Raw genomic sequence first — 15,263 nt, forward strand, 5'->3', positions numbered from 1 at the left:
CACTCTGCCTTTAAAAATACCCTGGTAGAGCCGAAAATTTATTCTTTATTATCTTTTTAGAAGAACTTAATTATCCTCCTTTTAGGAAAGCCAACTCCTTGAGTTACCGCCTGATTATCTATTTGCATAATCTTCTGTTAACCTTGCGATAAGTCCTGCTTCACTGAACCATCTTACAACACGACGAACACATTTATGTTCGTTTCTCTTTATATTTGGGACGTTAAAATTTTAGATACGTCGAACCACTTCTTGCTAAATTTTATACTTTCCTGTCAACGCAAAATATCGCTAAAGTTTATTAAATACATGCGAAAAACTTTAGAAAAACCAACAGATTCGCTCGTTCTTAAGCGAAGGTGTTAGTTTTCCTCATACTTGAAATTAAAATTTGGGCTAAGTTGAACCCACTTCTCAGCTGAAATTTTACACTTTCCCATTGTCCAAACAACAATAAAAGCCGAATTTCTAATTACAAAAATTCGGCTTCTTAGCTAATTAAAGTATTTACTGTCCAGAAGATAATTGGGTTTTCACCTGTTGAACAACTTCCTGTGCAGCAGGTGCGGCAGGTTGATAATAACCCTTTTGCAGTGCATAGTTATATAAAGTTCTTTGGCGAGTCTCATCCTGATTTCTTAGCTGAATTAATGTTTGTCTTAATTCCTCATTATTGGATTCGCTAATATATGTGGCATAACCTGTTAGGCTGGCATTTAACCCTGCTAAATAGTCATTTACCATATCTTTTTCCTGTAGCATTACTGATTCCTCCTTATCCTAAAAAGTTCATAAGTTGCTGTTGTGCTTGTCTAGCAGCTTGAGCATCGTTTTGCAGCATCGTTTTCAACTCTGAATCAGTGCAATTTTGTGCATAGCTGTCTAATTTTTTGGCTGCCATCTCATGCCCACCAATTAGATGGCGTAAATTTTCCAACTCCAGCTCTGTCAAATTATTATTCATCCAAACCCTCCTTTCAGCAATCATTTTTACGTTTCCCATATAAAGGAAAGGAATACGTTATACATGAAAAAAATTCCTTTACCTTCCTATGAATGGTTATTTGTTACTTCATTACAGTAATGATGAAAGATTAACTCTAGCTCTGATCGAATACTCACTAATGTTTCTTTTTCTTTTCCACTTGTTCTATCGTTTCCCCACTGACAATATTAAATAATTTACTCTTTGGTTCATGAATTTCCTGGGAAGGCCAAAGACTGTGGTGACCAGAAACAATATAACTAACGAAACAAGCCACAAAAAAGAATTCGACGCCCTTTCCATGAAACATTTCCAATGCTAATAAAAACGCTACAATCGGAGTATTTGCCCCACCACTAAACGTAGCAATCAATCCTAATGCAGCAATAAAGGACATTGGCAAGTTCATAAAGTCATGTAATGTATTTCCTAGAGTGGCCCCCATAAAAAATAGAGGAATAGCCTCCCCGCCAAAAAATCCTGAACCAAGTGTCACAGCAGTAAAAACAAGCTTGGCCAGAAATGCATAAGGAGGGACATCTTCATGAAAGGATTGCTGCAGCATATCGATACCTCGTCCATTATAATCCTGCGAACCAACAATTAGCGTTAAAATAACGATAATTAAACCACCTGTAAACGCCCTTTTCATGTGGTTTTTATGAAAAACTTTTTCTGATACATTCTGGATCCCATGACGCAATTGGGCATATGCCACACTTAGTAGGCCAAAAAGAATGGAAACAAAAATCACTTTGGCAAAAGCAACAACAGATAGCTCCGGTACAATTTGTATGACGAATTCTTCATGTTGAACACCCCATGCTGCTGTAGTGATATAATGGCCAGTAAAGCTTGCTACCAGACATGGGATAATTCCTTCAAATTTAATTCGCCCTAAAGCAGCCATTTCCACTCCCATAAAGGCCCCTGCAATAGGAGTTCCAAAGGCTGCACCAAACCCGGCACTTATCCCACTCATAATCAGGATTTTTTTGTCTAAGATATTAATCCTGAACCACTGGTTGACGGTTTCAGCCACACTTCCTCCCATTTGAACAGCAGCACCTTCCCTTCCTGTCGACCCTCCAAACAGGACGGTTATAAAGGTTGCCAAATAAACGATAGGTCCCATTCGCTTCAGCATCCGTTTGTTTCCATGAACACTGTCTATCACTAAGTTATTGGACTCGGCAGCATCATGTAAATTGTTGTGGATGTACACTTTTCCAAATTTCGTATAGATATAACCGATAACAATTCCCCCCAGTGGAAGGAGAAAGACAAGCCAGGAATGATTTTTTTCCCGTGTTTCACCGAGAAAATCGTTTAGCTGTAAAAGTAGAGCCGTTGTGGAACCTATAATTACACCGATGATTGCACCAAAAATAATCCACTGAAATAGAATGGAAAAAAAGTTCTTATATTTTTGTTTGGTATCCATTTTTTAATGCCTCATTTCAAGCTTTCCGGAAATTTTTTCTTGTGTCCCTTATTTTTAACTTCTGTAAATATGTCATCTCCCCCACTCGTTGCGGGAGATGTTGATTCTGTTTTGACTGGAGGATTTTGCTGATTCCCCTGAATCATCGATATAAGATTTTCAATATCCTCTTTTGTTGCGTATTGTTTATTCGGCTTCAGGCTATATCCTAATTGGCCATTTGATTCAATGGTAGCCCACTGGAGGTCACCTATATTTTGTATATTTTGCTGTCTCAAACGCACTTCCAGCATATCAACTGTTAAGCGGAGCTTCCTTAAATTCTCCTTGTTAATCTTTCCATTTTCAACGACAATTACTGACTTTCCATATATAAACGTCTCTAACCTATCTGACTTTAAGACAATCAGTTCAATACATAATAGTGTAACAACCATTAAAAAGGTAATTACTAGTGTGATCCATATGTTTCTATCACTTACGGGTTGAATAATTAAGGAGCCAACTGCTATCATCATAATCGTCTGAGCAACCGTAAGCTGGGAGATCGATTTTCTTCCAGCCAATCTTAAAATAAGCACTCCACCAACAACAATAACAATGGCCTTCCAAATAAAATGTAAATCCAAAATCAAACCCCCTTATTCATCTTCCAATTTATGAATAGCTTCCCAAAACTAACTAAGAATATTCCCTTAAGTGCCTGTCACTTCCCGGATTTTGTCGAATTATATTTAGTTTAAACGGCAAAAAAAGCTGGTATTTAACCTATAACATTAAATACCAGCTTTTTCTTCAACTTATATAAATCTATGCTACTTCACTACATAAATAAAAATCGAACACTAACAATTCGACAAATTTCTACATACTTCGGGAAGTGACAGGCACCATCATTTGTTTGGTGCAAATTGCGGCTACATCTTTTTGGTCATGTGTAACCAATATCGATGTCATGTCAGCCTTTTGCAATATTTCACGCAAATCATGGCGAATCTCATCCTTTAAATCTGTATCTAAATTACTGAAGGGCTCATCCATCAGAAGGACATTTGGCCGTGGTGCCAGTGCTCTAGCCAATGCCACCCGCTGCTGTTGTCCCCCACTTAGTTCATGTGGATACCGCTTTTTATAATCCTGCATCTGAACCAATTCCAGCATTTCTTCCAGATCACTCTTCCTTTTATCTCTTGGTAAGCCTGAAAGTCCAAACATAATATTATCCTTTACTGTCATGTGCGGAAATAAAGCATAATCCTGAAAAACCATACCGACACCACGGTCTTCAGGCTGGATGAACATACGGTCGTCCACTACCCGTCTCCCAGCAATGGTAATACTCCCGGATGACGGCATTTCCAACCCAGCAATCAGGCGAAGAAGAGTACTTTTTCCACTTCCACTTGGCCCGAGGATACCGACTACTTCTCCTTTTTTAATTGAAAGTGAAAATCGATCGATAATTGGCTCATCATTACGAGAAAAAGAAAAAGATAGCTCCTGAATATCGACAATATTCATTCTTTCACCCTCCTGTCCAGCAGTTGTACTACGATTACAGATAGAACACTCACAGCAATAATTATTAAGGAAGGGATGGCAGCCTCGTAAATCCGCTCATCATTCGCATACTGGTATGTCTTGGTTGCCAGTGTTTCAAAATTGAACGGACGAAGCAAAAGAGCAAGTGGTAATTCCTTAAAAATTTCTATGAAAGTGAGTAAAAATCCACTGAGAAGTGCGCCTTTTAGTAATGGCAACTCTACTTTAAAGAAAGTTGTCGTTTTACCATGCCCCAGCATTCTGGAAGATTCTGTATAGCGATTCCCTACTTTTTCAAACCCAACTTCCATTGCATTGTAGCCCATTGCCATGTACCGAATAACATACCCAACAACGAGCATGACAAGAGACAAGCTTAATATCAAAGGTGCCTCACCAAGTTCCATCCATTCATAGACTGGGGCAAGCCAACCGTCCAATAAAATAAATAATGCCAATACACCAATAGCAATGATTGCCCCGGGAATGGAATATCCCGCCGTTACGATTTTTGACAAAATATATGAAAAGGTGGATGGTGAACGTGTAACATTTGCTATGATAGTTGAAAATACTAGAATAATAGCCGTTGCAATGACTGCAATGTATACGGTTTGATACAGCAGCTCAAAAAATTGGCTGTCCCAAATAGTATGAAAAGTCATTCCAGCCCAAGCAAGCAGCTGGATAACAGGAATAAAAAATCCGATCGATACAATCGTACCACAGACTAAACTGGCAGCTACTGCTTTTCCACCTTTTAACCGGACCGGAACAATGGACCTTGATTGTCTTGGCAGATGATACCGCCGGCGTTTTCGCAACAGTCTTTCTATGAAAACCAATCCTACAATCATAATCATTAGCCATGAAGCAAGTCTCATGGCAGAATCCACATCATACATCCCAAACCAGGTTTGAAATATCGCAGTTGTAAAGGTATGAACACCGAAATAACTTGTTACACCATAATCGCTCAGCACTTCATACACAACCAGGACTACCCCGCCAATTATGGCAGGTCTTGATAACGGCAGGATGATTTTAAAAAATATCGGCACTGGCTTCTGTCCAAGCATTCGCGCATTTTCAATGTAGGCAGCACTTTGTTTTTCCAAAAAGGCAAGTGTAATTAAATACACATAAGGATATAGAAAAAACGTAAAAATAAAGATTGAGCCACTTACAGATGTCAACGTCAGCAGTTCAGAATTTATATGTATATCCAATTGATTACGAAGCGTCGACTGAACGACTCCCGTATAACTGAGCATATTTCGGTAAGTATATGCTGCAATATATGGCGGTATTGCTAATGGGAAAATTAAGGTGAAGCGAAAGAACCGTTTAAACGGGAAGTCATACGAAGCAATTAACCAGGCTAATAACACACCAATAAATGCCGTTAATAATCCTGTTACAGTTACAAGAATGATCGTATTTACGGTATAGGTTTGCAGCAGGTACTGACGAATATGAATCCAATTTTCATTTGGTGATTGAAAAAGTGACAGAAATACATAGAGAATAGGGAGCAGGATAACCCCTGCTCCCACCATGCTAATCAACCACCAGCCGTTACATTCTTTTTGAAAATAACGCCTCGCTTTATCAAGCTCCATTTACTGCCAGCCTACTTTGTTAGAAATTTCAATAGCTTTTTGATTATGTTCTAACAACGCATCCCAGCTTATTTCCTGTGGTTTAAATTCTCCCCATGACTGAAGGAGTTCAGGCCACTCGGCATCTGGGTTTACCGGGTACTCATAATTTTGCGATGTAATAAATTCCTGAATGTCAGCACTCGTTATATATTCAATAAGTTGAATGGCATTTTCCGTATTTGGACTATGCTTCGTTAAACCGATACCACTAATATTAATATGTGTACCTGTCGTATCCTGGTTCGGGAAGAAAACGCCTAACTGGTCAGCAACATCGACTTCTTCTTGATTTTCAGAGTTGGCCATTAAACCTACATAATACGTATTCATAATTCCAACGTCCCCTGTACCAGCGGCGATTGCCTTCGCTTGGTCACGGTCACCACCATCTGGATTGCGTGCAAAATTATTCACGATTCCTTCTGCCCATGCCTCTACTTCCTCTTCACCATTTAATTCAATTAATGAAGCCAGTAGTGACTGGTTATATAAACTTGTGGAAGAGCGAATTAATAATTTGTCTTCCCACTGCTCACTTGCTAAATCCTCATAAGTTGATAATTCTTCTGGAGAAACACGATCTTTTGCATAAACAATTACTCGTGCCCGTGTACTCATTCCTACCCAATTATTATCTTCATCGCGGTATAATTCTGGTACATTTTCCTCGATGGCATCTGATTGTATCGGCTGCAAAATATCCTCTTGTTTGGCATGTGCCAAAACGCCTCCATCGACGGTAATGAATAAATCTGCTGGACTGCTTTCGCCTTCACGCTTGATTCGCTCAATCAGTTCAGGAGCATCACCTTTAACGACATTCACCTTAATTCCTGTTTCATCCGTGAAGCGTTCATACACCTTGTCATCCACTTCATAGTGACGGGCTGTATAAATATTCACTTCTCCCTCGCCTTCCTGAGATGCATCAGTAGCTGCATCCTCTGACGATTGCTCCGTCTCTGCACTGTCATCTGTACTCTCAGATGAACCTGAAGTACTTTCACTATTTCCACAAGCTGTTAGAAACACCGCAAGAAATAGGGTTGTACAAATGAAAAGAAAAATCTTGGAATTCCGCATGTTATCTCCTCCTATATGTAATTTGTAATTGATAATGATTATCAATATCGATTATATTATCCATTTTATAGCAATAAAGAGTTTTGTCAATAGTTTTTTTAGGCGCCTTTTAGGTGCCTGTCACTTCCCGGTTTTTGTTGAAAATTGTCGAATTGCATCCAGCAAAAAATACTGAGTCCCACCCATTCAATAGATGAAACCCAGCATTTTGATCATTTAAAACCCATATAGACAACACAACGTGTCGACAAATTTCTACATATTTCAGGAAGTGACAGGCACCAATTGGCACCTTAACTCGTAAATAGGGCTTCGGCTGTGTTTTTCCCGAATATGCCGTCAACACTAAGTCCTGAATCTCTTTGGAATTGTCTTACTGCATTTTCTGTGCCACTGCCAAAGATCCCATCAACCCCATTTGTATTATAGCCTTTACATGTTAGAGTTGCTTGGATGATCCAAGTAATATTACCTCTGCTCCCTCTAGAGACTGTAACCGTAGCCCTTTTTGTTCTCGGGCCAAAAATGCCGTCTACCGTCAAACCAGCATTAAACTGCTTATTCAACTCTGTTTGATAGCCTCTTACAAGTGCCCTTTGTGTATTTGGACCATATATATTATCTACTTTTATATTTGTGTTGTACCGTTTATTTAATGTCGCTTGAATATTCGCAACATCACCGGCATTATCGCTTCCAGCAGAAGTGACGACTTCAGATTTCACTTCACTTTTTGGTGCAGCTGATACCTTCGTTGCCTGTTCTGTTGTACCATTATTGTTATTGCCACTTCCTCCGCTTCTCTTCAATCCTGCATACTCCGCAACAGCCTGGGCTGTGTACCTCCCTGCATTTTGGAGTACTTGATCATTTCGAAGCTTTTCAATGTCAATTCGAGAATCCATAAACCCGCCCTCAGTCAAAACGGCAGGCATATTCGTATTTTTAATAAGATATAAGTGACTTCCATCTTTAATTCCTCGGTCACGCAATCCATATGCCCTTAGCATTGCATCATGGACGAATTCTGCCAATCTTTTTCCTTCAGAGGATCCTTTATAATAGTAAGTTTCTGTTCCTGTCCAGTTCCCAAAACTTCCTGTGTAGGCATTATGGTGAAACGAAATATAAATATCTCCACCCCATCGATTTGCCTCATTTACTCTATTCCTTAGTGGAACATCTTCTAATCCACCGGTAGTATCGTCATCATCTACACGGAGTATTTGAACGTCGTCATACTTGCTTAGTTCTGCAACAAAGGCATCTGCAACTTTGTCATTAAAATTCCATTCAAATTCCCCTTCAGGAGTTCGTTTTCCTGGAGTGGAACCTCCACCTCCATGTCCTGCTCCAACTACAACTTTAAAAGCCATAAAGATTCCCTCCTATACTCCCTATATTACGCATAAACCCATATTCTGTTTGGGCTAAAATCCGAATCACCTTGTCCGTCTGTTTTTTTTATTTAAAAAAAGCGCAGGACTCACAACTCCCTGCGCTTTCATACTTATTGATTTTCTATCCAAAAACGCTTCACAATGTTGCCGTCATCCTCTACAAAATCCGAATCTTCCACACCGCCATTTTTCATAATTACTTTTAGAGAACCTGTATTTGTTTTATCACAAACTACTAATACATGACCAATCCCAAGATTTCTTGCTTTCTCAAGGGATAAGGTCAATAACTTCGTGGCATATCCCTTTCTCCTTTCAGAAGGACGAATGCCATAACCAATATGGCCTCCTGAACGTAACAATGGACCAGTTAACTGATGCCGTATATTCACAACTCCAAGCACTCTCTTCTCTTCATTGACCAGCCAATACGTAGAATCGGGCACCCAGCCATCTGGAAGATTAATACCCTTTTCATTATCCTCTAAAAATGCCACCATTTTATTAAAGTCAGACGGATCTCTTTGAATGACCCACGGTATCATTTCTTCCCCACTTTTCACCCATTCCTGATAAAAAGAAAGATATTCCTTCTGTAAATCCATTGTTGGTTGAACTAAACAAAGCACGTTCTCCACCCTTTCCCATCTATTATTCCCATTTAGTACTTTCCAATTGGTACCATATCCTTGAGAAAATCAAACGAAAGAATGTCACCTTATAGATATGGATCCTTCTCCCAAAGTTTAACCCATACCTCCAAACTCCACGTAGAAAGGGAAATAACAGAGTAGTATTTTCCCTGTTTCCCGATTCCAATTGATTATCCGTAACTTTAGTGATTTCGATTACTTCTTATTCGACTCTTCCAATATATTTAAAGGCGCATCCCCCTTAGAAATGCGCCCGGGTGTTGAAAACCTTTTTCATATGTTAATTCCAATTTATATATCATCGCCAACGGACTGGCTAGTGAATTCAAGAAGGTATCTTTGATGAGGGAAGTTTATTAAATATAAGGTTCTTTTAACAACCCTTTATTCGAACCCTTCATTTTCCAAAACATATTCCTCAAATGCCTGTTTTAAATTTCGTTTAGTTGCAACATGTTTCAATGAAATCCCTAAATCGACCATCGTATGTACAACTTCCACTTTCATACCAGTTAAGATGGCATCACACCCCAGTAGCTTTAGCCCACTGATAATATTTCCCAAATGCTTAATGACAAACGTGTCCATATAATCAACACCAGATAAATCGATAACGAAATGATTGACCTTCGTCTTTGAAACAAAATCCAAAGCCCTCTGCTGAATACGCTTTGCCCGATAAGTGTCCATGGTTCCCACAATTGGCAAAATTGCTATGGAATCAGTTAAAGGAATAACAGGGGTTGTCAACTCTTCAATGGTAGACCGCTGATTAGTTATGATTTTTGTTGATAAACATCATAACTTTTAATAAATTGCCTTAAATAGACATTAAAAAAACGAGTTGTTTCCTTTTGCAATTGGAAAAATCTCTGCACATCAAATTCCTGTTTTTCATAATAAAAGGATAGAAATTCCCAATATACTTCTGTAAATGCGTCAAACCAGTCAATTTTCAACGTGACGTCTATTCCGCTTTTTGCCCATAGTTCCCCTTGTTTATCTGCTAACTGAGTAATCCCTTTAGCATCGCTCTTATGAATAAATTCAATCAGTTTGTACGATAAATCATACAAATAATCATATTCAAATTCTTCATTTTCAACTACATTTATAAATTCTTGCACTTTTGAACCTAACATTTTCTTATATTTCTTTTTGTTTGTTAATAAAAAAACCTCCTTAAAACTTTTCCCTTCATCCAAATCCAACTTCATGATGACTCTACTCCATTCGTATATAAGTATATTCCATTGTGATTGGTTTAAACCATGATCTATCCTTTCTTGTTCAAAACCATATATATGGTCTCTTGAATTTATTTCATACATCGAACATTATAACAAATATTATTACAAAGAGCCTCTATAATAGGCATTATTATTAAATTATCCCAACTTTCACTAAAATCTTCCCCAACCACTAAAAGATCAAGTTTAAATAATCTCCTGTCTCGTTCAGCCTTTTCCTGTGAACATTGATCAGTTAATTCAGTTACTGAGCTTGTCGCATTGATTGCCCCTTTTTCCGTTTTTAGTCACATTATTCCTCAATTTTCCAAATGATTCTTCTTGAATTCATAGTTATTCCCTCATGGTATCGGTGTTAACTTTGGAGTTATGTATATCTCTTCCGAATTAGAAGGTATGGAAGCACTCTTCACATGCAAATCTTCCTAATCATTCATTTTTATTTAGGATTTTAGCCCCAATCTTCTCCTGATTGCATATACTGATTATTAATTATTTAATAAAAAAGGAGAGAACAGCTTTGGAAACCAGACAGAATGCGATGGTTGAATTACCAGCTCCATCTCAATGGGGAATACACACGAATTTGGCGAACAGACCACTTGTCATGGGTACACTAAGTATTGACACTGTTACAGACCGTACATTCAGTGGCACAGTTAATTTTCACGGTACACCACTTGATATCACAGGAGAATGGAATGAATCCACTCGGGAAATTTCCTTTGATACTCCATATGCTACATTCTCAGGGAATTTATCCATATTTGACGATCCTTCCATTGGGATTCGGCACTTTATTCTGAGAGGATCCTTTTTGATGAAACCACCATCCATCCAGGCAGGGGCAACTGGAGACTGGATTGCAACAACCAGTACAGAACTTACCGGTCCCCCTATTACTAATGGTGGCTTACCTCCTGTTGGTGCCTTTACAACGACAGATCTACTATTTTAATTTTACTTCTTTCTTACGAAAGAGATTAGGCCACGTCTAATCTCTTTTTTTATGGCAGTTTTCTAAAAGAGGTTTGTTTTGACATTAAATTTACAAACTGCGAAGTAAACGAGCGCAGAGTTGTTTTCAATCCTGGCAATCGCTTTTAGCAGGCAACGCTTCAGCCTCCTCGCGAAAAACCACCGCTGCGGGGTCTTTAGCCGTCCGCCGAAAGCGATGTATTTCCGTAGCGTTAGGCATTAGGTACACCAACTTAGCATTCTAAAGTTAGTCTGGAGTGTATATCAACTGCGGACACATGTAAAAACTTACAAAAAAGGCCTTCTTCTTAAAATAATTCTCTCATTTAGGTCAACACTACTCATTCATAACTTCTATCACCTGATTGTAATCTACTTCTTCTAGCATTTAGGATATTCAGCCAAGTGCTGCTCATTCCGTTTTGAACACGGGTTCCATATTATGGAAATAATGTGAATCTCTTTGAAATCAGTTTATATATTAAATACAGTGGGAATATGACATATAAAGAGATTAAAAGCGGGAATGAAAGTTTTAATATAAAAAACCAAACGGCTGGGGGTAACTAAATGGAGTTTCTAAGTGATGATACACTAATTCGAGCGTATAAACGAGCGGTAGAATTGGGCTTAGAAGAAGATTTCATAGAATTACTAGCCAATGAACTACGAAGAAGAGATTTAGTTATAATAAACGGGATACAGATGAAAACTTAACGTTATAGTTCGTGTTCAAAAAGGAGGATGAAAAGGACCGGTCAGCTAAGATCGCAACGTCCTGGGACTGCGGTTACTCGTCCCACCGAAAACATTTGTTGCGGGCGCTGACACTAGCACGTCCTGTGCGCCTTAAAGTTCGAGGCGGTGAAGCTTTGACTAGCGGGCCCCGAGCGTGTTGTGGTGACTTCTACGTTTCCCACAGGACAAGGAACACTTCGTCAGCGATACATCGCACGCAGAAATAGTGCTTTTCTTTTTCAAGGACGTGGGCGTTTTTAGTACTATCGATGTGTCATTTTCACCGGATTTTTTGAACATCCTCTTATAGAATATTTTCTTCTTGGCAATGATTGTGCTTATGTCCCCTCATCCTTATTGCTGACAGGAATTGGGGACAGGCATATATATGTATATGTAGGCAATACCTGTATATACTCAATCCATAACAATCGCATGAACTCCGTAATATATTTTCCATCCTTTAAACTTCATCAATTATTTACTTCTTAATTCCTTTCAAAAACAGGAAAGATATCTGCCCGCTGATAAAGGACAGATATCTTTTATACCTATATATTTTATTAAAAAGAACGATAACCGTATCCTGGTACATGATGGCCGTATCCGCTAAATCCGGGGCCATATCCACCGACTCCCGGGCCAAAGCCTGCATATCCAGGTCCATATACTCCTGTCCCAGGACCGAATCCTGGACCATAACCAGGAGCTGCACCTGCAAAGCCTGCGCCAAATCCTGGTCCACCAGCCAGTAATCCTCCACCGATAAATCCTAATCCTGCACCAATCAGTCCAGAAGTTAGGGGATCAATCGCTCCCGGTGCCCCAAACCTTTCAGGGTAAGGCTGATAAATTGGTGCATTATTTCCATATCCATGCATTCGAATTCTCCTTTTCATTACATTGTATCCATAAGAATTTTTTCTCTTTTCCCTATAGCCTATGACATTTAACTATGAAATGGACTAGGCAAAATCTCTAATTTCACGGAAAGATGGAGATAGAAACCCCATTTATAAGAACATAAATAAGAGGAACCATAGTAAGGTTCCCCAGCAGCATTATCATTAAAAAAGAAGAAAAAGGTGGCGGTTCAATTATAGAGACAATATTTAAAATTGTCTCTATCAAATATGTCATGTTATAACCAAGCTGCTCCTACGATAATTAGAAGGATAAACAGTACAACAATTAGTGCAAAGCCTCGAGTACCATATCCATATCCTCCATAACCATATCCACCGTAAGGCATATAACCGTGTCCCATATAACTCACTCCTTACGTTTGTTATTCTTTCCTAGATTAATAAGGATATCCTACGTAAGCAGAACCGACAATAATCAAAAGAATGAATAGTACAACAATGAAGGCAAAACCTCCACCATAACCTCCCGCAACTGGTTGACTCATCCTCACTACACCTCCTTAACCATTACACAAGTTACTATATGATAATCTAGACATATTGACATGGATAATCACCCAAATATTAATAATTTAGTGATGAACTTTTTTCCACTTATTCGCTGAAATATAATGATTAATAGTAACCAATCTACAAATGGTGAGCCAACAACCTGTATTTTACCTCTGTCTAAACTTCATGATGTTTGCCGTTTCTAAAAGAAGGACTTTAACATTTAATGGATTATGTATAAAAAATGAGGAGGTGTAATGCATGTCTCATCGAATAAGACCTATTGTATGTCCTCCAAAATATGTAGTTCGAGATCGTTTCGTACCACGCATCCAGCCAATTATTCAGCCTGTAGTAAAAGTTGACCGTCTGAATGTGATCGATGTTCCAAGGCATATTGTTCGACCATTTAGAAAGAGGGTAGTGGTTGATCCAAGAATCCCTAGACGCTTTTATTAACTTCCCCTTTTTCCTCACTTTCTTTGGTGAGGTACTTTTTATATACAAGGGAGGTGCCTGTCACTTCCCGTTTTTTGTCGAATGATATTCTTGTTACATAAGAAATAAATAATGCTGGTTTTTCCACTTTATAAGTGGGAAACCAGCATTGTTCTTAGGATACCTTTTTTCCTGTAAAAGGACTGCCTCATTTGATATTCATTTAAGCTAGTTGATAAACTAAATTTGAAGCAGCTTCTGTTACTTTTTGAAGTCCTTCTTCAATAATTTCCTCTGATTTATCTGGCATTGCATTATGCCCTTCAATAATCACTTCACCGATGATTTCCATTCCAAACATTCCGCCAAAAATATTATGCATATAATTAACCGCCATTTCCATTGGAGCCATTTCCGGTGTGGAATAAACACCACCACGCGCATTTAATAGAATGATTTTTTTATCTGCCATTAAATGAACAAGGTTTCCTTTTTCGTCATATTTAAACGTGTATCCTGCTTCATCAATATAGTCAATGAATGTTTGTAACTTAGCTGGAATAGTCAAGTTCCATAATGGAAATGCAAATACAACCACGTCCGCATCAGTAAAAGCGTCCTTCGCTTTTTGTTTCGCCGCTAAGATACGCTGCTCTGTATCCGTTAATTCCCCATCCTGTTGAACTTTTCCAAATGCGTTAAAAAGGTCCTGCCCGAAATAAGGCATATCCTCCTCGAAAACATCATACGTTGTCACATTCACATTTTTTGCATCCTTCACTGCTTCTATAAATGTTTCATACATTTTAGAAGATACACCCTCTGATGCCGGGCGATTATTTGCTTTCACTACTAATACGTTCATGAAAAATGATCCTCCTAGTTGTCTTTAATGTATTGGTTTTCTGCCATAATCCTACTTCAGAGATTTGCAGATTTTTAAAATACAGTTTAATAGTATAAGTAATCAAATATAAATAAACAAGTACGCACTTCAAAGTTACATAGTTTCCTAGAGGATACTATGCAAATCGAAAATACTTACTTGACACAACTTAATTATTAATATATATTAGCTTACGTAAAGTAACTTACATTATAAGGAGGAGATACATATGAGTAAAACAGAATTAGGTACAGTTATTTTGCGTGTCGTTCTTGGTCTAACCTTTTTTATCCACGGCTTAGACAAATTTCAAGGTGGAATTAGCAACACGGCAGCCTATTTTGACAGTCTTGGAATTCCAGGATTTATGGCTTATGTAGTAGCAATTATAGAATTAATCGGTGGGATTGCCATGATACTCGGTACCGGAACTAAAGTCATTGCTGTACTGTTTGCAGTGATTATGTTAGGCGGAATTTTTATTGCCAAATTATCTATAGGATTCCTTGGAAATGGTCAAATGATAGGGTATGAGATTGACTTGGCACTGCTAGCAATGTCTGTCTACTTCATCCTTGCAGAACAGACAAAATTATCTATAGATCGTATGTTATTTAACAAGGGTGAATAGATTATAAAGAATTAAAAGGGGAAGTTCTTAAGAAAAGCGCAAGCGGCCGTTTAGCGACGTACGGACTGCGCCTGGCCACGCCAGGTGGTTCGGTGTTGCCGCGCAAAGCGGTGATTTTAACCGAACAGTCCCCGCAGGAGATAAAGGAAACAC

At 38.5% G+C, this 15,263-nt stretch carries 19 protein-coding genes; 4 read left to right on the forward strand and 15 right to left on the reverse strand.

What is annotated here, in order from left to right; translation table 11 throughout:
• Nucleotides 1-507: 507 nt before the first annotated feature.
• The 11 genes from GMJ66_RS19155 to GMJ66_RS19205 all read right to left on the reverse strand — a co-directional run bounded on the left by GMJ66_RS19155 (nucleotide 508) and on the right by GMJ66_RS19205 (nucleotide 9,988).
• The gene (locus GMJ66_RS19155; RefSeq protein ID WP_156291923.1) at nucleotides 508-762 is read right to left on the reverse strand and encodes a spore coat protein; all 255 of its coding nucleotides are present in this window, start codon (nucleotides 760-762) and stop codon (nucleotides 508-510) included.
• Between the two features lie 13 nt (nucleotides 763-775).
• On the reverse strand, nucleotides 776-964 hold the full coding sequence (locus GMJ66_RS19160; protein ID WP_156291924.1) for a hypothetical protein: 189 nt from the start codon (nucleotides 962-964) through the stop codon (nucleotides 776-778).
• A gap of 157 nt (nucleotides 965-1,121) precedes the next feature.
• Complete coding sequence (locus tag GMJ66_RS19165) at nucleotides 1,122-2,429, reverse strand: chloride channel protein (RefSeq protein WP_156291925.1); 1,308 nt, start codon at nucleotides 2,427-2,429, stop codon at nucleotides 1,122-1,124.
• Between the two features lie 11 nt (nucleotides 2,430-2,440).
• Nucleotides 2,441-3,058, reverse strand: a complete 618-nt coding sequence (locus GMJ66_RS19170; RefSeq protein WP_156291926.1) for a DUF421 domain-containing protein — start codon at nucleotides 3,056-3,058, stop codon at nucleotides 2,441-2,443.
• Between the two features lie 235 nt (nucleotides 3,059-3,293).
• Nucleotides 3,294-3,950: an ABC transporter ATP-binding protein gene (locus GMJ66_RS19175; protein ID WP_156291927.1), complete on the reverse strand. Its 657-nt coding sequence runs from the start codon at nucleotides 3,948-3,950 to the stop codon at nucleotides 3,294-3,296.
• On the reverse strand, nucleotides 3,947-5,593 hold the full coding sequence (locus GMJ66_RS19180; RefSeq protein WP_156291928.1) for an ABC transporter permease: 1,647 nt from the start codon (nucleotides 5,591-5,593) through the stop codon (nucleotides 3,947-3,949). The genes GMJ66_RS19175 and GMJ66_RS19180 overlap by 4 nt, the downstream gene beginning before the upstream one ends.
• Nucleotides 5,594-6,718, reverse strand: a complete 1,125-nt coding sequence (locus GMJ66_RS19185; RefSeq protein ID WP_156291929.1) for a Fe(3+) ABC transporter substrate-binding protein — start codon at nucleotides 6,716-6,718, stop codon at nucleotides 5,594-5,596.
• 293 nt (nucleotides 6,719-7,011) lie between these two features.
• Nucleotides 7,012-8,094: an N-acetylmuramoyl-L-alanine amidase gene (locus tag GMJ66_RS19190; protein ID WP_156291930.1), complete on the reverse strand. Its 1,083-nt coding sequence runs from the start codon at nucleotides 8,092-8,094 to the stop codon at nucleotides 7,012-7,014.
• 134 nt (nucleotides 8,095-8,228) lie between these two features.
• Complete coding sequence (locus tag GMJ66_RS19195) at nucleotides 8,229-8,723, reverse strand: GNAT family N-acetyltransferase (protein ID WP_156291940.1); 495 nt, start codon at nucleotides 8,721-8,723, stop codon at nucleotides 8,229-8,231.
• A 432-nt stretch (nucleotides 8,724-9,155) separates the two neighbouring features.
• Complete coding sequence (locus tag GMJ66_RS19200; RefSeq protein WP_197046769.1) at nucleotides 9,156-9,521, reverse strand: STAS domain-containing protein; 366 nt, start codon at nucleotides 9,519-9,521, stop codon at nucleotides 9,156-9,158.
• A 26-nt stretch (nucleotides 9,522-9,547) separates the two neighbouring features.
• Nucleotides 9,548-9,988: a hypothetical protein gene (locus tag GMJ66_RS19205; protein ID WP_156291932.1), complete on the reverse strand. Its 441-nt coding sequence runs from the start codon at nucleotides 9,986-9,988 to the stop codon at nucleotides 9,548-9,550.
• Nucleotides 9,989-10,541: 553 nt separating this feature from the next.
• Here GMJ66_RS19205 and GMJ66_RS19210 point away from each other — a divergent pair.
• Nucleotides 10,542-10,979 (forward strand): hypothetical protein, encoded by a 438-nt coding sequence (locus tag GMJ66_RS19210; protein WP_156291933.1) that lies wholly within the window; start codon nucleotides 10,542-10,544, stop codon nucleotides 10,977-10,979.
• 590 nt (nucleotides 10,980-11,569) lie between these two features.
• On the forward strand, nucleotides 11,570-11,716 hold the full coding sequence (gene sda, locus GMJ66_RS19215; RefSeq protein WP_156291934.1) for a sporulation histidine kinase inhibitor Sda: 147 nt from the start codon (nucleotides 11,570-11,572) through the stop codon (nucleotides 11,714-11,716).
• A 584-nt stretch (nucleotides 11,717-12,300) separates the two neighbouring features.
• Here the strand turns inward: sda and GMJ66_RS19220 are convergent.
• The 3 genes from GMJ66_RS19220 to GMJ66_RS19230 all read right to left on the reverse strand — a co-directional run bounded on the left by GMJ66_RS19220 (nucleotide 12,301) and on the right by GMJ66_RS19230 (nucleotide 13,148).
• Entirely contained in the window at nucleotides 12,301-12,618 is a 318-nt protein-coding gene (locus tag GMJ66_RS19220) for a hypothetical protein (RefSeq protein WP_156291935.1), read from the reverse strand.
• Between the two features lie 260 nt (nucleotides 12,619-12,878).
• Nucleotides 12,879-13,004, reverse strand: a complete 126-nt coding sequence (locus tag GMJ66_RS19225; RefSeq protein ID WP_197046770.1) for a YjcZ family sporulation protein — start codon at nucleotides 13,002-13,004, stop codon at nucleotides 12,879-12,881.
• Nucleotides 13,005-13,040: 36 nt separating this feature from the next.
• Nucleotides 13,041-13,148: a YjcZ family sporulation protein gene (locus GMJ66_RS19230; protein WP_156291936.1), complete on the reverse strand. Its 108-nt coding sequence runs from the start codon at nucleotides 13,146-13,148 to the stop codon at nucleotides 13,041-13,043.
• Between the two features lie 268 nt (nucleotides 13,149-13,416).
• On the opposite strand from GMJ66_RS19230, the gene GMJ66_RS19235 reads away from it, so the two are divergent.
• The gene (locus tag GMJ66_RS19235; RefSeq protein ID WP_156291937.1) at nucleotides 13,417-13,614 is read left to right on the forward strand and encodes a hypothetical protein; all 198 of its coding nucleotides are present in this window, start codon (nucleotides 13,417-13,419) and stop codon (nucleotides 13,612-13,614) included.
• Between the two features lie 202 nt (nucleotides 13,615-13,816).
• Here GMJ66_RS19235 and GMJ66_RS19240 read toward each other — a convergent pair whose 3' ends face one another.
• Nucleotides 13,817-14,458, reverse strand: coding sequence for an FMN-dependent NADH-azoreductase (locus tag GMJ66_RS19240; RefSeq protein ID WP_156291938.1), 642 nt, complete (start codon nucleotides 14,456-14,458; stop codon nucleotides 13,817-13,819).
• Nucleotides 14,459-14,708: 250 nt separating this feature from the next.
• On the opposite strand from GMJ66_RS19240, the gene GMJ66_RS19245 reads away from it, so the two are divergent.
• A complete protein-coding gene (locus GMJ66_RS19245; protein ID WP_156291939.1) occupies nucleotides 14,709-15,110 on the forward strand; it encodes a DoxX family protein in 402 nt (133 codons plus the stop codon).
• Nucleotides 15,111-15,263 lie beyond the last annotated feature (153 nt).

Origin of the sequence: Oceanobacillus salinisoli, assembly GCF_009733865.1 — a bacterium.
Classification (GTDB): domain Bacteria; phylum Bacillota; class Bacilli; order Bacillales; family Amphibacillaceae; genus Oceanobacillus; species Oceanobacillus salinisoli.